Annotated in this window: 17 protein-coding genes; 8 read left to right on the top strand and 9 right to left on the bottom strand. The window is 55.8% G+C overall.

Going from position 1 to position 21653, the window contains the following annotated elements; all coding sequences use genetic code 11:
• Positions 1-5 precede the first annotated feature (5 nt).
• Positions 6-1115: a pseudouridine synthase gene (locus QZV76_RS04775; protein WP_290598697.1), complete on the bottom strand. Its 1110-nt coding sequence runs from the start codon at positions 1113-1115 to the stop codon at positions 6-8.
• A 149-nt stretch (positions 1116-1264) separates the two neighbouring features.
• On the opposite strand from QZV76_RS04775, the gene QZV76_RS04770 reads away from it, so the two are divergent.
• Both QZV76_RS04770 and QZV76_RS04765 read left to right on the top strand, forming a co-directional pair.
• The gene (locus QZV76_RS04770) at positions 1265-2164 is read left to right on the top strand and encodes a universal stress protein (RefSeq protein WP_290598695.1); all 900 of its coding nucleotides are present in this window, start codon (positions 1265-1267) and stop codon (positions 2162-2164) included.
• A 374-nt stretch (positions 2165-2538) separates the two neighbouring features.
• The gene (locus QZV76_RS04765; RefSeq protein WP_290598694.1) at positions 2539-3450 is read left to right on the top strand and encodes a L,D-transpeptidase; all 912 of its coding nucleotides are present in this window, start codon (positions 2539-2541) and stop codon (positions 3448-3450) included.
• Between the two features lie 71 nt (positions 3451-3521).
• Here QZV76_RS04765 and QZV76_RS04760 read toward each other — a convergent pair whose 3' ends face one another.
• Positions 3522-5582: a M13-type metalloendopeptidase gene (locus QZV76_RS04760; RefSeq protein WP_290598693.1), complete on the bottom strand. Its 2061-nt coding sequence runs from the start codon at positions 5580-5582 to the stop codon at positions 3522-3524.
• A gap of 67 nt (positions 5583-5649) precedes the next feature.
• On the opposite strand from QZV76_RS04760, the gene QZV76_RS04755 reads away from it, so the two are divergent.
• Positions 5650-6519, top strand: a complete 870-nt coding sequence (locus tag QZV76_RS04755; protein WP_290598692.1) for a glycoside hydrolase family 25 protein — start codon at positions 5650-5652, stop codon at positions 6517-6519.
• Between the two features lie 20 nt (positions 6520-6539).
• On the opposite strand, the gene QZV76_RS04750 is transcribed toward QZV76_RS04755, so the two are convergent.
• Genes QZV76_RS04750 through trmB form a run of 4 tightly spaced genes read right to left on the bottom strand, consistent with a single transcriptional unit; the run spans position 6540 to position 12810 of the window.
• Positions 6540-8024 (bottom strand): YbhN family protein, encoded by a 1485-nt coding sequence (locus QZV76_RS04750; RefSeq protein ID WP_290598689.1) that lies wholly within the window; start codon positions 8022-8024, stop codon positions 6540-6542.
• Between the two features lie 53 nt (positions 8025-8077).
• On the bottom strand, positions 8078-11224 hold the full coding sequence (locus QZV76_RS04745; RefSeq protein ID WP_290598687.1) for an MMPL family transporter: 3147 nt from the start codon (positions 11222-11224) through the stop codon (positions 8078-8080).
• Positions 11217-11999, bottom strand: coding sequence for an NYN domain-containing protein (locus tag QZV76_RS04740; RefSeq protein ID WP_290598685.1), 783 nt, complete (start codon positions 11997-11999; stop codon positions 11217-11219). The genes QZV76_RS04745 and QZV76_RS04740 overlap by 8 nt, the downstream gene beginning before the upstream one ends.
• Complete coding sequence (gene trmB, locus QZV76_RS04735) at positions 11989-12810, bottom strand: tRNA (guanosine(46)-N7)-methyltransferase TrmB (protein ID WP_290598747.1); 822 nt, start codon at positions 12808-12810, stop codon at positions 11989-11991. The genes QZV76_RS04740 and trmB overlap by 11 nt, the downstream gene beginning before the upstream one ends.
• Before the next feature lie 264 nt (positions 12811-13074).
• Between trmB and QZV76_RS04730 the strand changes: the two genes are divergently transcribed.
• The 5 genes from QZV76_RS04730 to QZV76_RS04710 all read left to right on the top strand — a co-directional run bounded on the left by QZV76_RS04730 (position 13075) and on the right by QZV76_RS04710 (position 18819).
• On the top strand, positions 13075-13836 hold the full coding sequence (locus QZV76_RS04730; protein WP_290598684.1) for a hypothetical protein: 762 nt from the start codon (positions 13075-13077) through the stop codon (positions 13834-13836).
• Positions 13829-14644 carry a hypothetical protein gene (locus QZV76_RS04725; protein WP_290598683.1) on the top strand — a complete coding sequence of 272 codons (816 nt, stop codon included), beginning with the start codon at positions 13829-13831 and terminating at the stop codon, positions 14642-14644. Before QZV76_RS04730 ends, QZV76_RS04725 begins: the two co-directional genes overlap by 8 nt.
• A gap of 126 nt (positions 14645-14770) precedes the next feature.
• Positions 14771-15313 carry a hypothetical protein gene (locus tag QZV76_RS04720; protein WP_290598681.1) on the top strand — a complete coding sequence of 181 codons (543 nt, stop codon included), beginning with the start codon at positions 14771-14773 and terminating at the stop codon, positions 15311-15313.
• A gap of 196 nt (positions 15314-15509) precedes the next feature.
• Positions 15510-17342, top strand: coding sequence for a phosphoenolpyruvate carboxykinase (GTP) (locus tag QZV76_RS04715; protein ID WP_290598680.1), 1833 nt, complete (start codon positions 15510-15512; stop codon positions 17340-17342).
• 148 nt (positions 17343-17490) lie between these two features.
• Positions 17491-18819 (top strand): DUF4185 domain-containing protein, encoded by a 1329-nt coding sequence (locus tag QZV76_RS04710; protein ID WP_290598679.1) that lies wholly within the window; start codon positions 17491-17493, stop codon positions 18817-18819.
• Between the two features lie 238 nt (positions 18820-19057).
• Here the strand turns inward: QZV76_RS04710 and QZV76_RS04705 are convergent, their stop codons facing one another.
• From QZV76_RS04705 to QZV76_RS04695, 3 genes are read right to left on the bottom strand one after another with little or no spacing between them, the layout of a single operon-like run.
• The gene (locus QZV76_RS04705) at positions 19058-20332 is read right to left on the bottom strand and encodes a hypothetical protein (RefSeq protein WP_290598678.1); all 1275 of its coding nucleotides are present in this window, start codon (positions 20330-20332) and stop codon (positions 19058-19060) included.
• 60 nt (positions 20333-20392) lie between these two features.
• Positions 20393-21076, bottom strand: a complete 684-nt coding sequence (locus QZV76_RS04700; protein WP_290598677.1) for a hypothetical protein — start codon at positions 21074-21076, stop codon at positions 20393-20395.
• 54 nt (positions 21077-21130) lie between these two features.
• Positions 21131-21607 carry a universal stress protein gene (locus QZV76_RS04695; RefSeq protein WP_290598676.1) on the bottom strand — a complete coding sequence of 159 codons (477 nt, stop codon included), beginning with the start codon at positions 21605-21607 and terminating at the stop codon, positions 21131-21133.
• Between the last annotated feature and the right edge of the window lie 46 nt (positions 21608-21653).

The following is a 21653-nucleotide window of genomic DNA, read 5'->3' as shown; positions in this document are numbered from 1 at the left end:
CCAGTCTAGTAGTGAAACTGAATCGTGGGGGTGCCGTCTGGCCATTGCAATGTGCGCTTACTGCGATATGTGCAGCGTGCGGCGTTGCTTGTCTGGTGAGGCTGAGGAAAATTTAATTCTGCAGACAAGAGTTGCAGAGTGCGTTGTGGGTCCTCGGGGTGGTCGGGGCCATCGTCCAGCACAACTGGGTAGAGGGGATCGCCCACTAAACCGAGCCCCAAACTATTCATGTGTACTCGTAGTTGGTGTGTTTTCCCAGTGTGTGGTGTAAGCCGGTAAAGACCGTATGCGCCACGGCTATCCACCAGTTCCACAGTGGTGTGGGCATTGGGTTCACCGGGTTCCTCATAGCAGTCAAGACGGTTGCGCGACACCACAATGCGGCTATGTACCTCGACGGGTTGGCCATCGAGTAAGGGGAGTGCAGCGTCCTGCTGCCGTGCGGGGTGGGGGCGAAGAGACGAAGAGTGAGAGCGCGCAGACGGAGAGCTAGAAAACGGGGGCGAGCTAGAAAACGGGGGCTGGGGGAGTGGCGCAATAGCGAAATAGGTTTTGTGGGTAAGTCCCCGGGTGAAAAGCGTCTGATAGAGCCCCCGTACCTCCTTCCGCACCGTAAAAAGGAGAACACCAGCGGTAAGCCGGTCGAGCCGATGCGCCGGAGTAATGAGGGCCGCCGCCTCCGTATCCCCGGCGGCAGCCAGCTGGCGGCGTAACTGGACGAGGGCAGTGTGGGTAACGTAGCGGCCACGCGGAATAGTGGGAAGAAAGTGCGGCTTGTCGATAACAAGAATGTCATCGTCGCGGTAGAGCACCGGCATGGTGAGGGGAACTGTGGGCTCACTGGCAGGCAGTGGCCGGTAGGACCAGAGGGCAAGACCACCACGGGCGGGCGTGTGGGAGGTAATGCGGTGGCCGTCATCGTCAACAATGGTGCCGGCGGCAAGCTGTGCGGCAAGACAATCGCGGGAGCGGTCGAAGCGTTCTAAAAGAATATCGACGGCGGGGCGTCCCTCCCACTCGGGTGGTAAATGCTGGGGGAGACGGAAACAGACTGGGTCCACACCGTCACGGAGGGGGAGCGGTCGATGTGGGGTGGGGTGGTGTGGAGTGCCCATAGCTGCAGTGTACGTGAGTACAGCAATTTGCTTGTCATTCGTTCTCATTTAAGCCTTTTTAGGTCCCCAAGCCCTCTAGAATGAAGGGCATAGCTAGGCCGTATTACTGTGCGCAGTACTGCCGCACTGATCCCGGAAGGAGCAGCGTCATGAGTGATGAAACCGTAGGCATTGTTGTAGGTGTAGATGGTTCCGACCCGTCAAAGCTGGCGGTGCAGTGGGCGGCGCAGGAAGCTCACGTCCGCAAGCTGCCCATTCTGCTGGCAGCCGCCTATGTTGTCCCCCAATTCCTCTATGCAGAAGGCATGGTGCCGTCAACCGCAGTGTTTGACGAGTTGGAGGGGCAAGCACAGACTTTTGTGGACGAGGCTGTGAACGAGATCCGAAAAGTTGATGCGGATATTGACATCATGCAGGAGATTCATGAGGGCAACCCCATCACCATGCTGCTGGAATTGTCGAAGAAAGCAGAAATGGTGGTCATTGGTTCCCGCGGGCTAGGTGGTTTCGCTGGTGCTCTCCTGGGGTCGGTATCCTCCTCCCTGGTTCACCACGCCCACGGCACCGTGGTTATTGTGCGCGAAAACATGGATTTAAGCGCCAAGAATAACCGCATTGTGGTGGGTGCGGACGGATCCGACATTTCCGCGCTGGCAGTGCAAGCGGCCTATACGGAGGCAGAAGCCTACGGAGCCAACCTTGTTGCTGTGAATGCGTGGCTGGACCGTGCCGTGTCCTCCTCCCTCGCCGGAGTGAACCTCTCCGACATAGATTGGGAGCAAGCCAAGGAAGAACAGCGGAAACTTGTCCAGCAGGAATTGGAGGAGTGCAAGGGAGACTACCACGGCACTACCCCCGAAATTGTCATTCGGCGGGAATCCCCCGAAGCCGCATTGGCGGAACTCGGCGACGGTGCCCGCATGATCGTTGTAGGATCCCACGGCCGCGGTGGTTTTACCGGCATGTTATTGGGATCAACATCACGGGCATTGCTGCGGCTAGCCCCTGTTCCCCTCATGGTGGTGCGTAAGCCACACGGCTCCAAGTAATCTCAAGGAATGCCCTGGTCTCTGCCTGTGCATTGGGCCGCGTCTGCCCCGTATCTGTCCCGTGATTAGCGGTGCCACCTGGTGTTCTCCTATAGTGAGTAAATTTTCAGGAAGTTGCCCGTGGCGTCGTATTGTCTGTTAAGGTAAATCCGTGGCGTTGCGGATCGCACTTGTTGCTTGAGCCGATAGCTGATTGCAGAGTCGCGCACCCCCCAATTTGACTCTGTAAGCCAACGCCAAAGATCGCCGGTTTCGCCATCCCCCCTCGCGGAACCGGCGATCGCTATATTTAGGGGCAACGCTATATTGGGGAATATAAGTATTAACCACGTATTAACTACGCAACACGTAACCATGCAAGGATTACTCACATCATGACAATGAACACACGCCGTACCGTGACACACCGTACTGTGACATACCGCACCGTGGCGGCCCTAGCTGGTGCAGTAGCTCTTGCACTGGGCTCAGCAACCGCCGCCAACGCCATTGACTTCCCCTTCCCCCACCCGGGAACACCGGAGCCAGAACCACCCCGCATAGAACGAGCCAACTTTAAGCCCGCCACCATCAACCCCGTTCAAAACACCACCGTGGGCGTGGGGCAGCCGATTATCATCACCTTTAACCAGCCGCCCAAAAATCCTGGGCGTATAGAACGATTCGTTTCCGTAGACGTTTTTAACTCTAAGAAAGAGCACTACGATATCCGCGGCTACTTCCGCTGGTGGAGCCCCACCCAACTACGCTGGCGCCCCACCTCCTTCTGGCCCCAACACACCACCGTGCGGGTAAAAGTAGGTGACAGCGTCCGCACCTTCCACATTGGTGCCCGCCACGTTGCCGTCGCCGACGATAAAAGCCACATGATTACCGTCTACTCCGACGGCAAAGTTATCCGCCACGTCCCCACCTCCATGGGCAAACCCGGGCACGAAACCCCCAACGGCACCTACTACATTGGGGATAAACACCGACACATCATCATGGACTCCTCCACCTATGGTGTGCCGGTCACCGCGCCCGAAGGCTACCGCACCGACGTGGAATACGCGCTGCGAATGACCTACTCCGGCATCTTCCTCCACGCCGCCCCCTGGTCCATGGCAGCGCAGGGGCACTACGACTCATCGCATGGCTGCCTCAACGTGTCCATGGATAATGGCCGCTGGTTCTTTGAGCACTGGCTGCTCGGCGACGTTGTGCGCGTCGTCAACTCGCGGGGAGTCCTCTCGAAAAATGACGGCATGGGAGACTGGGCGCCGGGCGCCTACAGTGCTTACTAGGGCAGTGCTTACTAGACACCCGGGCGCCAGTGTTTTAAACGCCCGGGCGTCATGCCTATGAGGGGCGCCTACTAGCGCCAGATACGTACCCGCTGGTTTTCCGCCAGCCACATGCCGTCATCCGGCTGCACCTGGAATGCCTCATAGAACTGCGGAATGTTGCGAACAATCTGGTTGCAGCGGAATTCCGCAGGCGAGTGCGGATCCACGGACAGATAGGTAATGGCCTGCTCTTTGCGGATCTTGGTGCGCCACACGGTAGCCCAGTTGTAGAAAACACGCTGCAAGCCCGTCATACCGTCCAGGACGGGAGCGTCAGCAACATCATCAATACCCTGTGCTTTCAGAGCCAGCTCGTAGGCCAGTAGCGCAATGGAGAGTCCGCCCAGGTCGCCAATGTTCTCCCCCAAGGTGAGGGCACCGTTTACGTGGTACACCTGCGGGTCCAGGCCAGTGGGGGTGAGGGCATTGTACTGGTCCACAAGGAGCTTGGTGCGTTCGGTGAAGGCGGCCCGGTCGTCGTCAGTCCACCAATTGTCCAGGCAGCCGTCACCATTGTATTTGGAGCCTTGGTCGTCGAAACCGTGGCCAATCTCGTGGCCAATAACAGCCCCAATACCACCATAGTTAGCGGCGTCGTCTGCTTCCGCGTCGAAGAAAGGCGGCTGCAAAATAGCTGCCGGGAAAACGATTTCGTTCATCACCGGGTTGAAGTAGGCGTTTACCGTCTGCGGATTCATGAACCATTCGGTGCGGTCCACCGGCTTGCCTAGTTTTGCCCACTCGTAGTCGTCAAGGAAACGCGTCATCGTGCGGCAGTTACCCACCAGGTCAGCAGGATCCAGGTGGACGGAACTGTAGTCGCGCCACTTATCCGGGTAACCCACTTTAATAGTGAACTTATCCAGCTTATCCAGGGCTTTCTGGCGGGTAGCGGGAGTCATCCAGTCCAGGTCACGAATGGAGACGCGGTAGGCCTCCAGCAGATTCTTCACCAGCTGGGTAATGGATTCCTTATAGGCCGGTGGGAAGTGGCGTTCCACATAGACGCGGCCAATGTCTTCACCTAGGAGGGAACTGGTGAGGGAAACACCACGCTTCCAGCGTTCCCGCTGCTTTTCCGTGCCGGAGAGTTTCGTCCCGAAGAACGCAAAGTTCGCCCGCGAAATATCTTCCGTAAGCAGTGCTGCGCGGGCGTTAAGAATATGCCACACAGCCCAGGCGGCCAGTGTGGGGAGGGGAGTGTCCGCCCATACGGTGCTGGCACCGGCTAGGAATTCGGGCTGGCGCACAATGACGGTGCCGGTGTAGTCGCTGGCGTGGGGTGCGGCTACTGCACTGAACCATTCGGCCACGGGGTAGCCGTCGTAGTCTGCGGTGGCGGCAATGCTGGCGAAGGTGGTGGGGTTGTAGCGGAGTTCCGCTTCCCGGTTGCTGGCCGCATCCAGGTGGTGCTTGGCGATGGCGGTTTCTAGGGCGACGATGGCGTCCGCGGCAGCTGCTGGGGTGAGGTCGCTGGTGAGGGGAACGCGGCGGAGGAGCTGCGTCTGTTCCAGCATGGTGGCAACGTGGTCGTGGAAGGCGGCGAGAGTATCAGCGTGCTGGGGTTCCCGGTAGTAGGCCTCGTCGGGCAGGGAAAGCCCGGATTGGCTGAGGTACACAACGTAGCGGCTGGGGTCTTTTGCGTCCTGGTCAACGAAGACACCCAGGAGCCCACCAATGCCCACACGCTGCAGTTCGGCGAGGGCGAGAGCCATGCTGCGGTGGTCAGTAACGGTGGAAAGTAGTGCGAGGTCGGGTTCTAGCGGGGTAAGACCAAGAGAGTTAAGCCGCTCAGTGTCCATGAAGGAGCGGTAGAGGGCGCCAATGCGGGAGTGTGTGTCGGCGTCATCAATAATGCTGCGGACGCGGGCATCGGAGTCCTCTCGGAGTTGGATGAAAGCGCCGTCGAGAGCGCGGTCGGCGGGAATCTCGTGGGTGGCCAGCCAGGTGCCGTTGACGTGGTGGAAAAGGTCGTCGGCGGGGCGAATGGAGAGGTCTTGCCCCTCCAAAGTAAGGCCGGAGCGGCTGCCGCTGGCAGTATCGCTAGTGTTGCTGGCGGTGTTGTTGGCTGTGCTATTGGGAATGTTCATGTAGCCAGGGTAATCAAATGAGAAATAAACTGTGATAATGCAGGGGCAAAAGTTACTATTGATAATTATGAGAACGCGATTGGTTCCCGTGTTAGCTACCCTTGGACTCTCCACCACTCTCCTGGTAGCTCCCGTCACCTCCGGTGTCAGTCTCGGTCACTTCACCCTTGCCCCCGCCCCCGCATCCGCCTGGGCTAACACACTCAGTAGCGCGACCACCCCAGTCCGAGTGGCGCAGCCGGTCCCCGTCACCACCCAACCCAATGTTCCCTACGCACAAATGCCCAACGGTATTGATATTGCCTCCTGGCAGCACCCCAATGGGGCAGACGTGGACTTCAAGCGCGTGCAAAAAGCCGGCTACGCGTATGTTTTTGTGAAGGCGACGGAAGGCACTCACTACAAGAACGAGTACTACGTTAACGACGCGATGGCCGCGCAGGGCAACGGGGTGCTCATGGGCGGCTATCACTATGCCGACGTGTCCACCGATGCCGCCGCCCAAGCCCGCATGTTTGCCGATGTTATCAAGGTAAAAGGCGGCGCCTCCCTGCCCCCCGTGCTGGATATTGAGGAAGCAAAAGGTCTTACAGCTGCCCAGTTGAATAAGTGGGTGCGCACATTCCTTCAGGAAACTTACAACCGGATAGGTCGCAAACCCATCATCTACAGTTACCGTTCTTTCTTGATGAACCAGATGGGGAACACCTCCGACTTCACCAGCTTCCCCCTCTGGATTGCCGACTACAACGGCAAGCAAAGCCCCACACTGCCACTGCCTGGCGGCTGGAAAACGTGGACGTTCTGGCAGTACTCGTCACAAACTAGAATTGATGGGATTCAAGCCCAAAACGTTGACACCAACAAGTTTGGTGGCACCATGCAACAGTTGCGTGCTTTCGCCGCCACCGGTGTTGTCTCCGCATCTAAAAAGTAATGCGTGTTGTTTAGCACTGCTTATTGGCAGTGTGCAGCATCGTCTGTAGTGTGGCTTGTTTTGCCCGTAGCGGCTGCTTTTTTAGCTGCAGTATCGTCCGCAGTGTTGTCTGCAGCATCGTCTTTAGCGTCATTTTTGGTGTCGTTCGTGGAAGTGCCCGCAGCCGCATCGTCGAGTTCCAGGGAGGATGTTTTCTCCGACCCGCGGAAAAGAACAAACACCAGTATCCAGCCAATAAGCACCATCAGAGCAAAACTGACAAGGCGATACACCAGCACTGTTGCCAGGGAGTTAGCGGCAGTTAAACCACCCAACGTCAAAGCCCACACAAGAGTGCCGTCAACGGTACCCACACCACCGGGGGTGACGGGCGCGGTACCAATAATCTTGCCGGATACATAGGCGATGGCCATACCACCCACACTGGGGTGCGCTCCCACCGCATAGGCGGCAAACCCCATGCAGGCTACGTCTGCTATCCAGTTAAAGAAAGACCAGCCGAAAGACTTCAGTAATTCTTTCTGGGATAGTTCCACTGCATCCATCTGCTCCATCGTGGAGTGCAGTTTATCCAGGGCAGGCTGCGGATCCTTATGGCGTTTCTTCTGCACCCACGCAACAATGGGGCGAATACGGCCCTCGATAAGTTTGGGATTATGCATGGCCCACTGCAGTATTGCCAGTACCGCAATGAGGGCAACTAGTGCCGCCGATAAAAGATACGGGTTGGAGGTGGTGCCAACAAAAATACAGCCACCTAACCCCAGAATGGTTAGGCCCACGCCAGCCAGAACACCCGAAACAACCAACTGCCAGGTGGCCACCACAGTGCTGGCCCCAAGTTTTCGGGTTTCCCGGTAGGTTAGTGCTGTTCCCAGGACGGGGCCACCCGGTATGGAGCCGGAGAGTGCATTCGAGGCGAAAACAATGGCGGTATTTTTCCAGAAGGGGGAGTGCACGCCGGCCGCCCGCAGCAGCGTCCACTGGACCGCCGCAAACGACAGCATGGAGGCCATCGCGGCAGCTATACATGCCGCCAGCCACCAATAGTTCGCGGTGCGGATAGCGACAAACGCATCTTTCAAGAAGGGTGTGCGTTCGTAGAGAACGAAGAGGATAGCAGCCAGAATGGCCAGCATAATGAAGGAGCGGATCCAGCGTGGAATAGCATTCCACGTGCTCTTCACGCCCTTACAGAACTTCTTTATTTTTGAAGGGCGGTGTTTTTTGGATTTTTTCTTTGCTGGTCCAGTGACATGGGTGGAGCCGTCTTCGTCTGTCACTGTCTCAACATAGAACGTTCCGGGGTCAGTAGAATCATCTTCTAGGACGTCATCGGCAGTGTTGGTGGCAGTATTGTTGGCAGCGTTGCTGGTAGTGCTACTGAGGGGACTCTCTGCTAGAACGTCGTCAGAAATATTAGCGACGGTGCTAGTGGATATTGTTTTTTTAGGTACTGCTTTTTCAGGTACTGCGGATTGCGTCCCATGCTTGCTCGTGTGCAAGGAGGGGACGTAGGGTGCCCTGATGTCGTTAATGTCAGGGAGTTCCTTTTCCGTCAGTTTTCGTTATCCTCTCGTAGGCGTCGCATAAGTTCTTCTGTGGTGATGGGTTGTCCTTCATTACGGGAGTCAACCCAGCTGCCACTGTTACTGCTGTTGTTCTTCTTGTGTGTGGTTTTACTGGAGGGCGTATCCGTCTTGTCTGCTTGAGCAGTGTTATGAGTACGACTGTGGGGAGTCGTGTTTTCAGTATGCGGAGTAAGAGTATGCAGGCGGCTAGTGTGGCCACTGCGGTTACTCACGTGGTTATCCAGTCTACGTGCTCGCGCCGTTGGGCGAGAAACGGGATGTAGCCCCGGGCGAGATGTGTCAACGGTTTCATACTCGTCCGTGTGGTAGGACTGGCGTTGCGTATCCGTATGTTGGAAAAGCTCACCGTAATTGTCGTCCATGCGGGATCTAATCGCCGTATCATCGGCTGTATTCTCGCCGGTGTTGAAATCCTCATAGGGGTTCGATGTCGCCGCATCGAGCGCTGCTGCTTGGGCTGCTGCCTGGGCTTCCCGCTGTGCACGCATTTGGGCTTCCCGCTGGGAGCGGCGAATATCCTCGACGGCCTGTCGCTGTTCAGCATCTTTACGGGCACGACGGCGGCCGAAGAAACCATGTGATTTCTTATGCTTTTTACCCGTACCTGTATTACCCGTACCCGCATTGTTCGTAGTGTCCGTACGATTATCCGTGGTGACGGTAGCATTCTCGCCATCTGTAGGGCTGGCTACGGTGCCATTATCGGCGCTGGCAGGTGCTTGGTCGTCGGCCGATACGTGGTCGGCTATCTGCTGGGCAGTAAAAGTGCGGGGTTCGCTAAAGCCCGTATCCGTCGAAATATCCTGCAGTAGGGTGGGATCTTTAATGCGTCGGGCAGAACGTTCCGCGTTCGCGTCCGCACTGGTTGCACTAACCGCTGCAAGCTCGGTGCCGGTAGCGAAGTTCACAAGGGACAGGGTGGAGTCGTCTAGTTCGGATTCCTTCAAACCAATCTTGTGCTGTACCCGTTTCATGCCTGCGGGAGCCCACCAGTTATCGTCACCCAGTACCCGCATGACGGCCGGAACCAGCAGCATACGCACAATGGTGGCGTCCAGGAAGAGGGCGATTACCATGCCGAAGGCAATGTATTTCATCATGACGATTTCGGAGAATCCGAAGACGCCCGTCACCACAATCATGATGGTGGCTGCGGCGGTAATGATGCGGCCGGTGGAGGCCGTGCCGAAGCGAATCGACTCTTGGGTACTGTGTCCGGCGGCGTGCGCCTCCACCATGCGGGAGACCAGGAACACTTCATAGTCGGTAGATAGGCCGAACAGGATAGCCACGATAAGGACGAGGACGGCGCTCATCATGGGGCCGGGGGTGAAGTTGAGGGCGTCGGCGCCCACCCCGTCAATAAAGATGAGGGTGAGGATACCCAGGGTGGAGGCCATGGAGAGGAGGGTCATAAGGATTGCCTTAATGGGCAATACTAGTGATCCGAAGGTGAGGAACATGAGGATGGTAATAGCCACCAGCATGTATATGGCCATGCCTGGTAAATGCTTCAGCAGGGCGTCAATGGAGTCTTTCTCCAGGGCGGGGTTACCGCCTACGTAGGCGTGGGAGCCGTCCATGTTGGTGCCGGCGAATTGGCTGGTGCCGCCGCCGGAGTAGAGCATGTCCAGTTTGTCGCGGATGTCGCCCACTACTTTCGAGTTGTTTTTCATGTCAACAACGCCGGAGTGGAGGACGGTGATGGCTTTGCCGTCTTTATCCACAGGTGTTTGTTTCACAACGTGGAAGTCGCCGGTGAGGCCCTTGACCTGGTTAATCTCCGCTAAGATAGCGCCGGTTTGCACACCCGTGGAACCAGTAATAACCACTTTCACCGGGTTGGTGCGCATCTCTGGAAACTCTTTATCGAATGCTTCCTGCGCCAGGCGAGTCTTGTTATCGGGCGGCAGATACGTTTCGTTCACGCCACCAAATTGAAGATTCCCCATGGGGAGAGCCAACCCCAACATAATGAGGACAATGGGCACAATGGTGGCGGCGGGGTGTTTCATCGCATTGCCGGAGATGCGTCCCCAGAAACCGTTATAGAGCTCCAGCGGGGTGGGTTCTTTCTTCCGCCTGCCAATGTGGAGGGCGTCAATGTGCTTCCCCAGGTAGCTCAGCAAGATGGGGAGAATGGTGAGGGAGAAAACGGCGGCCTGCAGCACCGCAGAAATGGTGCCGTAGGCAACGGATTTAAGGAAGGCCTGCGGGAAGATCAGCATGGAGGAGAGGGAAACTCCCACCATAATGGCTGAAAATGTGACAGTTCTGCCCGCTGTGGCAATAGTTCGGGTGACGGCGGTTCTAGTGTCGAAGCCCTCTGCCATTTCTTCGCGGAAGCGGCTCACAATAAAGAGGGCGTAGTCAATGGCCAGGCCTAGGCCAATGAGGGTAACGCAGGACTGTGCGAAGGCGTTGACCTCCGTCGTCATACTGATAAGAGTGAGAATGCCGGTGGAGCCAATAATGGAGAGGCCACCCACAAGCAACGGCAGGAGGGCTGCCAACACGCCACCGAACACAATGATGAGGAGAATACCGACAATCGGAAGACCCATCAGTTCGGAGCGTTTAATGTCCTTGGCCATGCCGGTGTCCAATGCCCCAGAGACGGGGGTTTGGCCGGCAATATGTTGGGAGACGCCCTTAACGGGAACCTGGTCTTCAATCTTTCGGTAGTTTTTCAGGATGTCATTGCCCCAGCCTTTCAGGCGGATGGAGGCCATGGCATGTTTTTTGTCCTTGGTCACCAGCATGCTCTGGTGCGTGTTCCAGTAGCTGGCAATGCCGTCAACGTATGTGGGGTTGTCTTTTTTTAGCTGGTCCAGGTGGTTTTGGACGGTGTTGGCAAAGTCTTTATCGTCAACGGTTTTTCCGGCGGGTGCGTCATACATGACGACGACGTCGGCGGAATTGTCGCGCCCAAATGTGTGTTCTTCTGTGTCCGCGGCGGTAATGGAGTCGCTGGCAGGGTCGAACCATCCGGATTGGCTGAGGTAGTCGGGGAGTTTCTGTCCCACAACTCCAAGTGCCGCAACCAGCACGACCATGATGATAAGTACAAGCACCCGGTGGCGCTGCACAAATTCGCCCCATTTGCTAAACATTCAGTGCCTCCTCGGGGTGCTCATCACTGCGCTCATCAGTGTTCTCATCATTGTGCTTAGTGTGAGGATCGGTACTGCTTTGGCTAGTGTGCTGCTTGTCGTCATCGGGGACGATGGAGTCGCTGCGGTCAGTGGCGCGGTGGAGGAGCGCGCGGAGGGGACGGAAGGGTTGTAGCCAGGCGCCACCGCTGGGGAGATGCTCAAGATCCATGCGGGGGAGTGGATGTTGGAAGAGTCCTTCTATTTCTTCCACGTCAACGAAGGTAAGGTTAGGGTCTTCCATCGCCCATGTGCATTCTTCCGCGAAGCCCAGCACAATAGCGCGTATTCCTTGCGCAGCGAGGTCATCTAGGGTGGCCTGGAAGTTGCGGCCGTCAGCGGAGGCAATAACAACAAGTTTGAGGTTGCCCTCAGCAAGACGGGTGGAGAGGTGCCGGAGCATGTCCTCGTCAACGTCGCTATCGGCGGTTTCTTTGGGTTTGGCGAAAACAGAGAAGCCTATGTTGCGGAGGGCGTCTATCCAGGAGTGAATGCCCTCAATGTTGGACTCGTTAACGTTGGTGAAAAGTGTAGCTTCACAGATGATGTTCTCGGGGTCGCAGTTTTCTTCGGCGGCTACTGCGGCGCCTTGTTGGAGGAGCCATAGGCCGGCGGCGTCGAAGCGGGGGCGCTGGTAACTGTTGGGGCGGCCTCTCACAATGGCGGAAAGACCCATGTCCATATTGGGTGCGTCCCAGATGAGAAGTGCACGTGCAGGCGTGCTGTTACTGGTCATGTGGGTCTCCTTCCGGGCGTTGCCAGATGAACTCGTGGATAGCGCGCCCTTCGCGTAAACCTTTCCCCTCAAATTTAGTCGTGGGGCGCTGCAGGCTCATGGGGGCGGGGGTGGCAAGCCCCTCATGCCGCCGGATAAGGTAGCGGCAAGCGTCGCCGGTTTCTTCTATAAATTCAGCATATTCAGCATGGTCGGTTGCAACATGCAGGATACCGCCGGGGCGCATAACACTGGCGATCAGTTCGAAAGTACCAGGTTGCAGGAGGCGACGCTTGTGGTGGCGGGCTTTCGGCCAGGGGTCGGGGAAAAAGACGCGCACGCCGTCTAGGTAGTTGCTGGGGAGCATACTTTCCATGATGTCGACGGCGTCGCCGCGGAGCAGACGAATGTTAGGGATGTCTTCTCGCACCATGCGGGCCAGGAGTTGTGCCATGCCGGGCTTGTACACTTCTAGCGCTAGGACGTTGATGTCCGGTTCGTTTTTCGCCATGGTGCTGGTGGAGGTGCCAGTGCCGAAGCCAATTTCCAGGACGGTGGGGGCGGTGCGTCCAAACCACGTGTCAATGTCGGTGGTGCTTAGGCGGTCATCGCAGACGTCTTTTCCTAATTGGGGGAAATACTCGTCCCAGATGGCTTGTTTGGCATCGGAAATAGCGCCCTTGCGGGCACGGAAAGCCGTCACCCGGGGGTAGAGCCGGGAGGAGGAGTCGCGTTTGGCGTTGTGGGCGCGTTTTTCAGCGGCGAGTGCTTCCCGGTATGCAGGATCATTCCAGCGCGCGTTGCGCGTAGAGGAGTTAGAGTCTGGGCGCATAGTCACCTTCTCATCGTTCCTTGTTTGACGGAAAATGTCACTTTTTGCTGCGGATATGTCACTGATTCACAGGATCGTTTCCCTTATATATGCGGGTGTTTGTGGGGTTGTAAGGGGGTTAATGGGGGTGGAGAAAATAATTTTTAAAAATCTTTTTTCCTATATTTATGTACTCTGACCTGCTTATTTCCTAATAATGAGCAAAAGTAGCTCTCCAATACTGTCGCGCTATTAGGCACACTAGTGCACACGAAAGGAGGGCACATGTCTACGCGGTCTTCATACCCCTCACAGTCTGCTCAGGCTTCACGGTCTGCTCAGGCTATGCGATCTACCAGTGCACAGCAGTATGGTCCTGCTCAGGTTCCACTGCCGGCTCGCCCTTTGGCGCGTGCGCTCTTGTTAGCGCTGCAGTCGTGGCCGGGTATTACCAATGACGAGTGTGCTACGGGATGGGCGGGTGCTCTCCGGTCTGTCTGTACACGACCAGCGCTTATCGCTGTTACTGGCGATGGTTTTGGAGTAACTCCCCCTACGAATGGTTCCAAGACGCGTCCTCCGGTTGTGGTAGTAGCCCAGTATCTGCAGAAGCATCTTGTGCGGGAATTGGCTGCACAACAACCTACTGAGGTCGTTTCTGGCTATCGCGGCGATACCCCTGTCATGTCCCCGGCGTCGTCTTTATCGGCGCAGTGCATTCCGGCGGCAACGTTTAAAGCTGGTGTGTATGGCTTGTGGCAGTCAGGCGGTAAGAGCGCATTGTCGCCACGGCAACGTGTGGGGGAGTGGCCGGATCTTGTGGTGCAGGTGGGGATAGCGCCGCCGCTTCCGCAGGATTACCCGGTTCCGCTTGTCCTCGCCCCTGTTGACTGGTCGGATCCAGAGATAGCTGCTCATACTTTGGCTTTGCGGTGTGCACGCGAACTATCCACGGAGAGAAGTGTTCTTCTTGCGATGAATGCGGCAGCAGGAAGTGGTTTCCAAACAGAAACATTGGAACTGATGTTGCGGAGGACAAATGGGTAGTGATGCGTGGGTACAAACGTGTACTCAAGTGGAAAAAGATTACCGCAAGAAACGCGATGAGAATCTCAGTGTTCAGCGGGTGCAGGTGCGAACTGCGATTGATCGGTGGATTCAGGAGGCACTGCCATCCGAGAATCAGCCGATGGAGCAGTGGAAGGAGCGCGCCTACGACACTATTCCGCTATTGCAGCTGGGTATTAGGGATAGTGTTCCGCCACGGTTGCGGAATGCTATAGCCCAGGATCTTGTGCGGGCTGTTGATGATGTCTCCCGCAGTCAGCAGGACATGGTGAAAAGTGTTCCTAACATTGCGCTTGATGTTGTGGCCCCAGCAGTCCTGTCGCTTGCGGCGGGTCTTGGTGTGGTACGCGGCGTTGTTCTTGTCTTGGACTATTCCGGGGTGAATGTGCATGGTTCCTGGTGGATCCTGGCAGCTGTTGTTGTGGGATTCATGTTTATGGGAATTGTGGCTATGCTGCGGTACCGGCAACACCAGGAAAAAATACGGAATCTGCTGGTGAGCGGAATCCGTGGTGATATGAATCGGCGTGTGGAAGAGCTTATGGCGCACTGGTTTTTCGCCAGTATCCCCTTTGACGAGCTACGGAGTCAGGGGTTTCCAGCTGACCGGGTTGTTCCGCGTCGTGTCGCGCTTATCCTCAAGCAGAATCAGCAACCACAATCTTCTAGTCCGGCAGCTCCTAGCCCGGCAGCTTCTAACCCAGTTTCGTGTAGTCCAGCTTCGTGTAGTTCTGTCGAAGAATCTCATGAAGAGGTAGCTGAGCCAGTGGAAGGGAACCTTTTATGAGTCCAGTGGTTTTCGTTAAGTCCCCAGTTAATTTCCCATCAAGTACAAGTTTCATCAGTGGCCCCGCCCGTGTGCGGCGGCTAATAGCAGCAGTATTTCCCAACAGAAAGTAGAGCGGAGAGCGTCATGACCGATTTCGAGATTCCTTTTGACCCATGGCTTGGGTCTGCCTTTGTCGTCACCGATGCGATGGGAAACGAGTGGGTTCCTATCCCCATGAACGCCCCCATCGATCCGCAAACCGGCGAATATATTACCGATGAAGCGGTGTGTTGGGACTATGACAACGAGTATGAGCCAGATATCACATTCTTCAATCCGGGTGAGATGACGACTGGTCCTACGCAAACTGTAGGAGTAGGACTTATTGATCCAACGGGGGAGGTAGGTGTTACCTCGTATGCCTCTAATGGGGACGAAATTATACGTCCCATTACCCATGGGGATATCGATGCATTACGTCCGGGTGAAATGTATATGGAACTTGGGAAGCTTTGTTTTGCCATAGAGATAGATGAAAACCACTGCGCAACCCTGGGTTATGAAGATGGCATGCTTGTCTTCAGCGATGAGGACGCGGATGGCATTGTGGACCACCTGCAAAACATTTGTTTTGACGGAACTAATCAGCGTTGGCAGCTTCCGTACCCTCCGACGCTAGATGCGTAGAGTATCGATTAAGTAGCGTTTGACGTGCTTTTTATAGGAATACCTAACTGCACTTATATGAAGCCGTCACGAAAATATGTATTTTAAATCACATTGAGGGGGGAATGTTACCTCCAAATCACTCAAGGAAGATGTGCTCTCATCGTCATTCGTTACTAACATGGAACATGACATCAATTACTTGTAGGAGTGACAGATGACTGCAAAGACCATTCCAGGTTTCGAGGGAACCATCCCCACTGAGAATGAAAAAATCATTGACTTCGTCGCCCAGTGGGCCGAGGTTATGACCCCCGACCATGTCGTTTTCTGCGACGGATCCCAGGAAGAATGGGACCGTCTAACCAAACAACTCGTTGACGGTGGCACTTTCACCCAGCTGAACCCCGAGAAGAAGCCGAACTCCTTCCTGGCTCTCTCCGATCCTGCTGACGTTGCTCGTGTTGAATCCCGCACCTTCATCTGCTCTGAGACCGAAGATGGCGCTGGCCCCACCAACCACTGGGCTGAGCCCAATGCAATGCGTAAAGAAATGCTCGAGCACTACAAGGGCTGTATGAAGGGCCGTACCATGTACGTCATCCCCTTCTGCATGGGTCCCCTTGGTGCCGACGATCCTAAGCTCGGTATTGAAATCTCTGACTCCGCTTACGTCGTTGTCTCCATGCGTATCATGACTCGCATGGGTGAAGCTGCTCTTGCCAAGATCGGCAAAGACGGCGAATTCGTTCGTGGCGTCCACTCCGTTGGCGCACCTCTCGCCCCCGGCCAGAAAGACGTCGCCTGGCCCTGCAACGAGACCAAGTACATCACCCACTTCCCCGAGACCCGCGAAATCTGGTCCTTCGGCTCCGGTTACGGCGGAAACGCCCTCCTCGGCAAGAAGTGCTACGCCCTCCGTATCGCCTCTGTCATGGCTCGTGACGAAGGCTGGATGGCTGAGCACATGCTCATCCTGAAGCTCACCTCCCCCGAAGGCAAGGCCTACTACATCTGCGCCGCCTTCCCGTCTGCATGTGGCAAGACCAACCTCGCCATGCTGCAGCCGACCATCCCCGGCTGGAAGGCTGAGGTCGTTGGCGATGACATTTCCTGGATGCGCTTCGGTGAAGATGGCCGCCTCTACGCCGTCAACCCCGAGAACGGCTTCTTCGGTGTTGCCCCCGGCACCAACTACGACTCCAACCCGAACGCCATGCGTTCCATGGAGCCCGGCAACTGCATCTTCACCAACGTTGCCCTCACCGATGACGGCGACGTCTGGTGGGAAGACATGAGCGAGCCGCCGGCACACCTCACCGACTGGCACGGCAACGACTGGACCCCTGCTTCCGACGTTACCGCCGCTCACCCGAACTCCCGCTACACTGTGCCGATTACCCAGTGCCCAGTTACCGCTGCAGAGTTCAACGACCCCAAGGGCGTTCCGGTTTCCGCCATGCTCTTCGGTGGCCGTCGCCCCGACACCGTTCCGCTGGTTTCCGAAGCATACAGCTGGAACCACGGCGTTTACATTGGCGCCACCCTCTCCTCCGGCCAGACCGCTGCTGCTGAGGGCAAGGTTGGCTCCATCCGCCGCGACCCCATGGCCATGATCCCCTTCATCGGCTACAACGTTGGCGACTACCTCCAGCACTGGATTGACATGGGAGAAAAGGGCGGCGACAAGATGCCCAAGATCTTCTACGTCAACTGGTTCCGCAAGAATGACGATGGCAAGTTCCTCTGGCCAGGATTCGGCGACAACAGCCGTGTCCTCAAGTGGATCGTTGACCGTCTTGAAGGCCGCGTCGAAGCTGACAACACCATCGTCGGCCAGACCGCCCGCGTTGAGGATCTCGACCTCACCGGCCTCGAAGGCTACACTGAGGATGACGTTAAGGCTGCCCTCGCTGTTCACAAGGCTGACTGGGAGCGCGAGCTTCCCGACCTCGATGCCTGGTTCAAGAAACTCGGCCCGAAGGTTCCGCAGGAAGTTCTCGACGAGTACGAGGCTCTCAAGCAGCGTATTGCCGACGCCAAGAACTAGTTACATGTGTTGAGTCTCTAGGGTTTACCCCTGAGAACGATACATAGTAAGAAAATAGTGCCCTCCACTACTGATGTAGTGGAGGGCACTATCGCTACAATATAGGCGCTACAGTACAGACGGTTGTACCGCTCATAAGGAGAATATCGTGCGCTCACAGAGCATCGGCAGTACAAGCATCGCTGCCGCTCTCACTGTCACACTTATATCCGGGTTTTTCTTTGCCCCCACCACTCCTGCTTCTGCCGCAGAAACCCTTGAACCACCCCTCATCATTGAGGACCCCGTTACCGCTGCCCAAGCTGGATACCCGAGCGCCACAGAAATTGCGCAGCGTGAACGAGAACGCCATGAGCACCCAGAAAAACCCGATGATGGTAAGAACCACAATGGTAAGAAGCATTCAGATATTCCGAATGCTATCCACCGCCTGAAAGGGCTCATTTTCCCCGACCGTCTCTTCCATCGGGATCTCTCCAAATTCGATCCCCTTCACATCGTCTATCTCCCTCCTCGTGCGGGAAAAGAACTTATCCCTAAACCTGTCAAAGTAGCGCGTCAAAGTATCTCGCGTGCGCATATCACTCTTACTCTGGGACCCCATACCAGTGCCCCTATTATCAGATCTCGAGATGCACAAGTTGTGGGCAAACCACTTGTTGGAGTTGGGGCTGCTAATAGTGTTTCCCGCGATGCTGGTATTTGGAGCTCCGATCTAGGAATTACCTGGAGTACTGGTGATGGCCGTACCCTTATCGCATTCGGTGATAACTATGGTCCTGGGCACTTTGGTCCCTTCAGCCGTTTCCGCGGGTCGGCTTTAGCGTGGGCAGATACTCGTAATCCCTACAATGTTCGCACCACCAAATTCTTTACTGGTTTTGAAAATAAGGCCGAAGAAATTGTTGATTGTGGACATGGTAAACACAATGAACTATCGAAGATTCCCACCGCGGCACTGTCCATCAACGGAGTTCAGTATATTGACTTCATGTCTGTCCGTAGTTGGGGAAATCCGGGGCAGTGGGTAACTAACTTCTCCCATATCTATAAGTCCTACGACTATGGCACTACCTGGCTTCCCACCAGTATTCACCGGACGAACAAGGACGGCTTTAAGAACTTCCAAATGGGTGCTTTTGTGAAGTACGGGAAGTATGTCTACGAATTCGGTACCCCTAGTGGCCGCATGGGGGACGGTTATATTTCCCGTGTCCGCATTGAGGATTTTGAGGATCTAGACTCCTGGGAATACTGGGATGGAGAGGACTGGGTCCAGGGGGATCCGTCTGCAGCATATCCTGTTATCCCTGGTAGAGCATCCGAAATGTCTGTGCAATGGAATCCTCGTATTAAGCGTTTCATGTTGCTTACTCTTGGCAGTGGGGACAACATTTATCTGCGGTACTCGAAGGACCTTATTAACTGGACTAATCGGTACACTCTTATTCCGAGCCAGGGGGGCAAAACTCTATAACCCCTACTTCCTTCCCAATCAGAGTGGATACACTGTTTTCTTCACGATCTCCTCGTGGGTGCCGTACCAAGTGTCAACAATAAAAGCGACGCTCCCTAACGTCAGGAAAGTGGAAAAGCTACCTTACATCTACACTCCGGAAGATATTCGACAGAAAGCGTCGAAGTACTTCCCGCACGCTTTCCCGCCGCCACACCCTGCCAGTATTAACTAACGGGCGCACTGGCTGCCCAGTGCGTTATAGTGTTCTGCTGCTGTTGGCGTGTTTACGGTCTTTGATAATAAGCCAGAACATGGCCACATAGCTCACCACGATCAGCAGAAGCCAGATAACGTGGGCGGTAAAAGCTAGTGACCACTCCCAATGCGTTGGCGCATAACTGTGGCTTACAGTGCCGGGTACTCGGTAAAGAGTAAGGTCCGGTGCCGTCACCAGTGGTTCCAAACCGCGTAGCGCATTGCGGAATTCAAAAGTGTCTGGGACTGCGGGCGCAACAGTGTGCTCAATAAGTACCCAGCGCACTCCCAGAGCAGCTAGGGTTTCTGCTGGCGCGCCCTCTAAAAGAGCCTGGTTAACCTGGTCTGCACGCGTTTCTTCATGGGCAGGCGAGGGCGGTGACGTCGTTGACGTAGATGAGGGAGACGAAACAGGTGTAACTGGCGTAATGGGTGAAGCCTGCGGAGCAGAGGAATTGTCCTGCTCCTGCGTATCGTCTGACGGGTTAGTCTTTTCCTCGGTGGAGTAGTCTGCCTCTAGCGGGCGCGCATTACTTGTTAAAACCTCAACGGGAACAAGATAAGGTGCGGGATCGTGTACTGGGCGGTTGTTGCCGCCCTCAAAAATACGTGTATGCCCACTGGGGAGCACCATCATGTCGCCGTCACTATCGTGGACTGCTTTGAGGATCTCATTCCAGGACGAAGAGTAGGAAACGGGCTGCAGATGCTGTCCGGTTGCGATGGGTGCGTCCGGTAGCAGAAGAATAATGAGGACGCACAGTAATGCTGTGGTGGTGCGGGCATCAATGCGCTTCCCGAAGAGGGTGTGCCGGTAGCTGAATTCGTAGATGGCGCGGGCGCAGGAACTTACCAGGACCGCATAGATGGGCATAATAAGCGCCATCCATTTGTGGGCGTCGCGGAAAAGTTCCGTCCCCGGAATATGTTCTGCAAGCCACTCGGCGGCGTGCAGGCCAACGGGGTAGGAGAAGAATGTGATAATTAGGAGTCCTAGAATGCCGGCCCCCACCCACATATATACCAGGTGGCGTGTCTTGGATCTGCGGAAACGCCATATTCCAATGCTGAGTAGTACAAGCTGGATAACAAGCGCAATAAAAACAAAAAACGTGGAGCGGCTGGCGGGGACAGCATCCGCATTCCAGATACCGCCCAGTCCCAGGAGAGAAAAGAAGGTACTGAGGGACCCTAGGGGCCCCTCTCCGCGAGCGGCATAGGTAGGAATATCGGCGCTGCTCGCAAACGAGGCGGAACCATACTTTACGACATGCAAAATAGTGGGGTAGAGCCAGGGGAGAATAACGAGTAGATCGATCCCCAGTATGGTAAGGAGTCACTGCCAATACTTTAGCGGGGTGGAGGTGTGGTCAATGGCTAGGCGTAGTTCAGAAACATCAATGGGACGTTTCGGAAGCCCCACTGAAAGTAGGGCAAAGAGGATGCCCATAATGGCTCCAGTGGGGGTAAACCCGGCTAGTGCCATTGATGCGGTTAATGCGGCCCAGGCAGTGAGGCGTGTGTAGTGGCCGGTGGACATCACCATTGTTCCGGTAAGGGCTATCCAGGGGAGCGCACCGTAACACAAAAGAAGTGACCAGTGTCCTTGCAGGAGACGCTCTACCACGAAGGGGTTCCAGATGCCGAAGGTGGCGGCCGCAAGTCCCTGGGTGAGGGCTTGGCCACGTGTGGCGGGGAAAAGAAAATACCACCCCAATCCGGCGGCGCCTAAACCTGCGAAGATAAGAGCGAGGAAGAGAAGAATTTTTACTGCCAGGCCGCCATCCATGAAGTGGGAAACGATAGCAATAAACGTGTCTTGGGGAACTGAGCATGACAGGGTATCGCCAATTCCCAGTGCGGAGGGAGTGATGTAGGAGTGCGGTGTGGATACTCCGCCACGCGTCAGCAGGTATCCGTTTGTGAAAAGTGGCCAGAGGAGTGCTGAGGTAATAGCAATACACCACAGTGTGACCCAACCCAGGGCACCATTAACGGAGCGTAGTGCTCTTTGCGACATGTCGTACCGTAGTATTCCTTATGCTTCAGTATTCCTGCTTTACCTGCTTCATTCCTATGCTTCGGGCGGAACAATAAGGACTGGGCGGTGCCCGTGTTTCAACACGCGATCCGCCACGGAGGGGTGCATGAGTTCCTGGAATCCAGTACGGCCATGCGTGCCAGTGACAATAAGATCAGCATCAAGTTCGTCAGCAGCCTTGGTGATGGCATTCCACACGCTGGTGGTGTATTCCACCAGGTAACTTTCAGTATGGGTAATGCCGTTTTCCCGGGCGAGTTTTTCGCCTTCAAAGGCGAAATTCCGGGCGTCTGTAAGGCCGGGATCCTCCACCATTTTTTCGGAGTTCCAATCCGGCTGGACTAAACCACCCATACTGGAAGCACGCGTGGCCTGCATCTGTACAGCCTGCCAGGCGGTGAGGAGGATGACGCGTTCCTCGTGAATGAATGTGGAGACAATGGATACTGCTCGTTTTGCCTGGCGGGAACCATCATAGGCAATAAGAACAACACGGTCTGTGGCAGTCATGAAGGGTCTCCTTTACGAGAATCGTCCGGAACTGTCTAAGCCCGAT

Source organism: Lawsonella sp., assembly GCF_011525565.1.
In the GTDB taxonomy this organism is placed as follows: Bacteria; Actinomycetota; Actinomycetes; order Mycobacteriales; family Mycobacteriaceae; genus Lawsonella; species Lawsonella clevelandensis_A.
The sequence above is the reverse complement of the archived record's forward strand: the minus strand, read 5'-3'. Positions and strand labels throughout refer to the sequence as shown.

What these genes read in the sequence shown, in the direction of transcription:
- QZV76_RS04715 (WP_290598680.1), top strand. Translation starts at nt 15,510, where the DNA reads ATGACTGCAAAGACCATTCCAGGTTTCGAGGGAACCATCCCCACTGAG.
- QZV76_RS04740 (WP_290598685.1), bottom strand. Translation starts at nt 11,999, where the DNA reads ATGACCAGTAACAGCACGCCTGCACGTGCACTTCTCATCTGGGACGCA.
- QZV76_RS04770 (WP_290598695.1), top strand. Translation starts at nt 1,265, where the DNA reads ATGAGTGATGAAACCGTAGGCATTGTTGTAGGTGTAGATGGTTCCGAC.
- trmB (WP_290598747.1), bottom strand. Translation starts at nt 12,810, where the DNA reads ATGCGCCCAGACTCTAACTCCTCTACGCGCAACGCGCGCTGGAATGAT.
- QZV76_RS04775 (WP_290598697.1), bottom strand. Translation starts at nt 1,115, where the DNA reads ATGGGCACTCCACACCACCCCACCCCACATCGACCGCTCCCCCTCCGT.
- QZV76_RS04760 (WP_290598693.1), bottom strand. Translation starts at nt 5,582, where the DNA reads ATGAACATTCCCAATAGCACAGCCAACAACACCGCCAGCAACACTAGC.
- QZV76_RS04720 (WP_290598681.1), top strand. Translation starts at nt 14,771, where the DNA reads ATGACCGATTTCGAGATTCCTTTTGACCCATGGCTTGGGTCTGCCTTT.
- QZV76_RS04745 (WP_290598687.1), bottom strand. Translation starts at nt 11,224, where the DNA reads ATGTTTAGCAAATGGGGCGAATTTGTGCAGCGCCACCGGGTGCTTGTA.
- QZV76_RS04765 (WP_290598694.1), top strand. Translation starts at nt 2,539, where the DNA reads ATGACAATGAACACACGCCGTACCGTGACACACCGTACTGTGACATAC.
- QZV76_RS04730 (WP_290598684.1), top strand. Translation starts at nt 13,075, where the DNA reads ATGTCTACGCGGTCTTCATACCCCTCACAGTCTGCTCAGGCTTCACGG.
- QZV76_RS04695 (WP_290598676.1), bottom strand. Translation starts at nt 21,607, where the DNA reads ATGACTGCCACAGACCGTGTTGTTCTTATTGCCTATGATGGTTCCCGC.
- QZV76_RS04700 (WP_290598677.1), bottom strand. Translation starts at nt 21,076, where the DNA reads ATGTCGCAAAGAGCACTACGCTCCGTTAATGGTGCCCTGGGTTGGGTC.
- QZV76_RS04755 (WP_290598692.1), top strand. Translation starts at nt 5,650, where the DNA reads ATGAGAACGCGATTGGTTCCCGTGTTAGCTACCCTTGGACTCTCCACC.
- QZV76_RS04725 (WP_290598683.1), top strand. Translation starts at nt 13,829, where the DNA reads ATGGGTAGTGATGCGTGGGTACAAACGTGTACTCAAGTGGAAAAAGAT.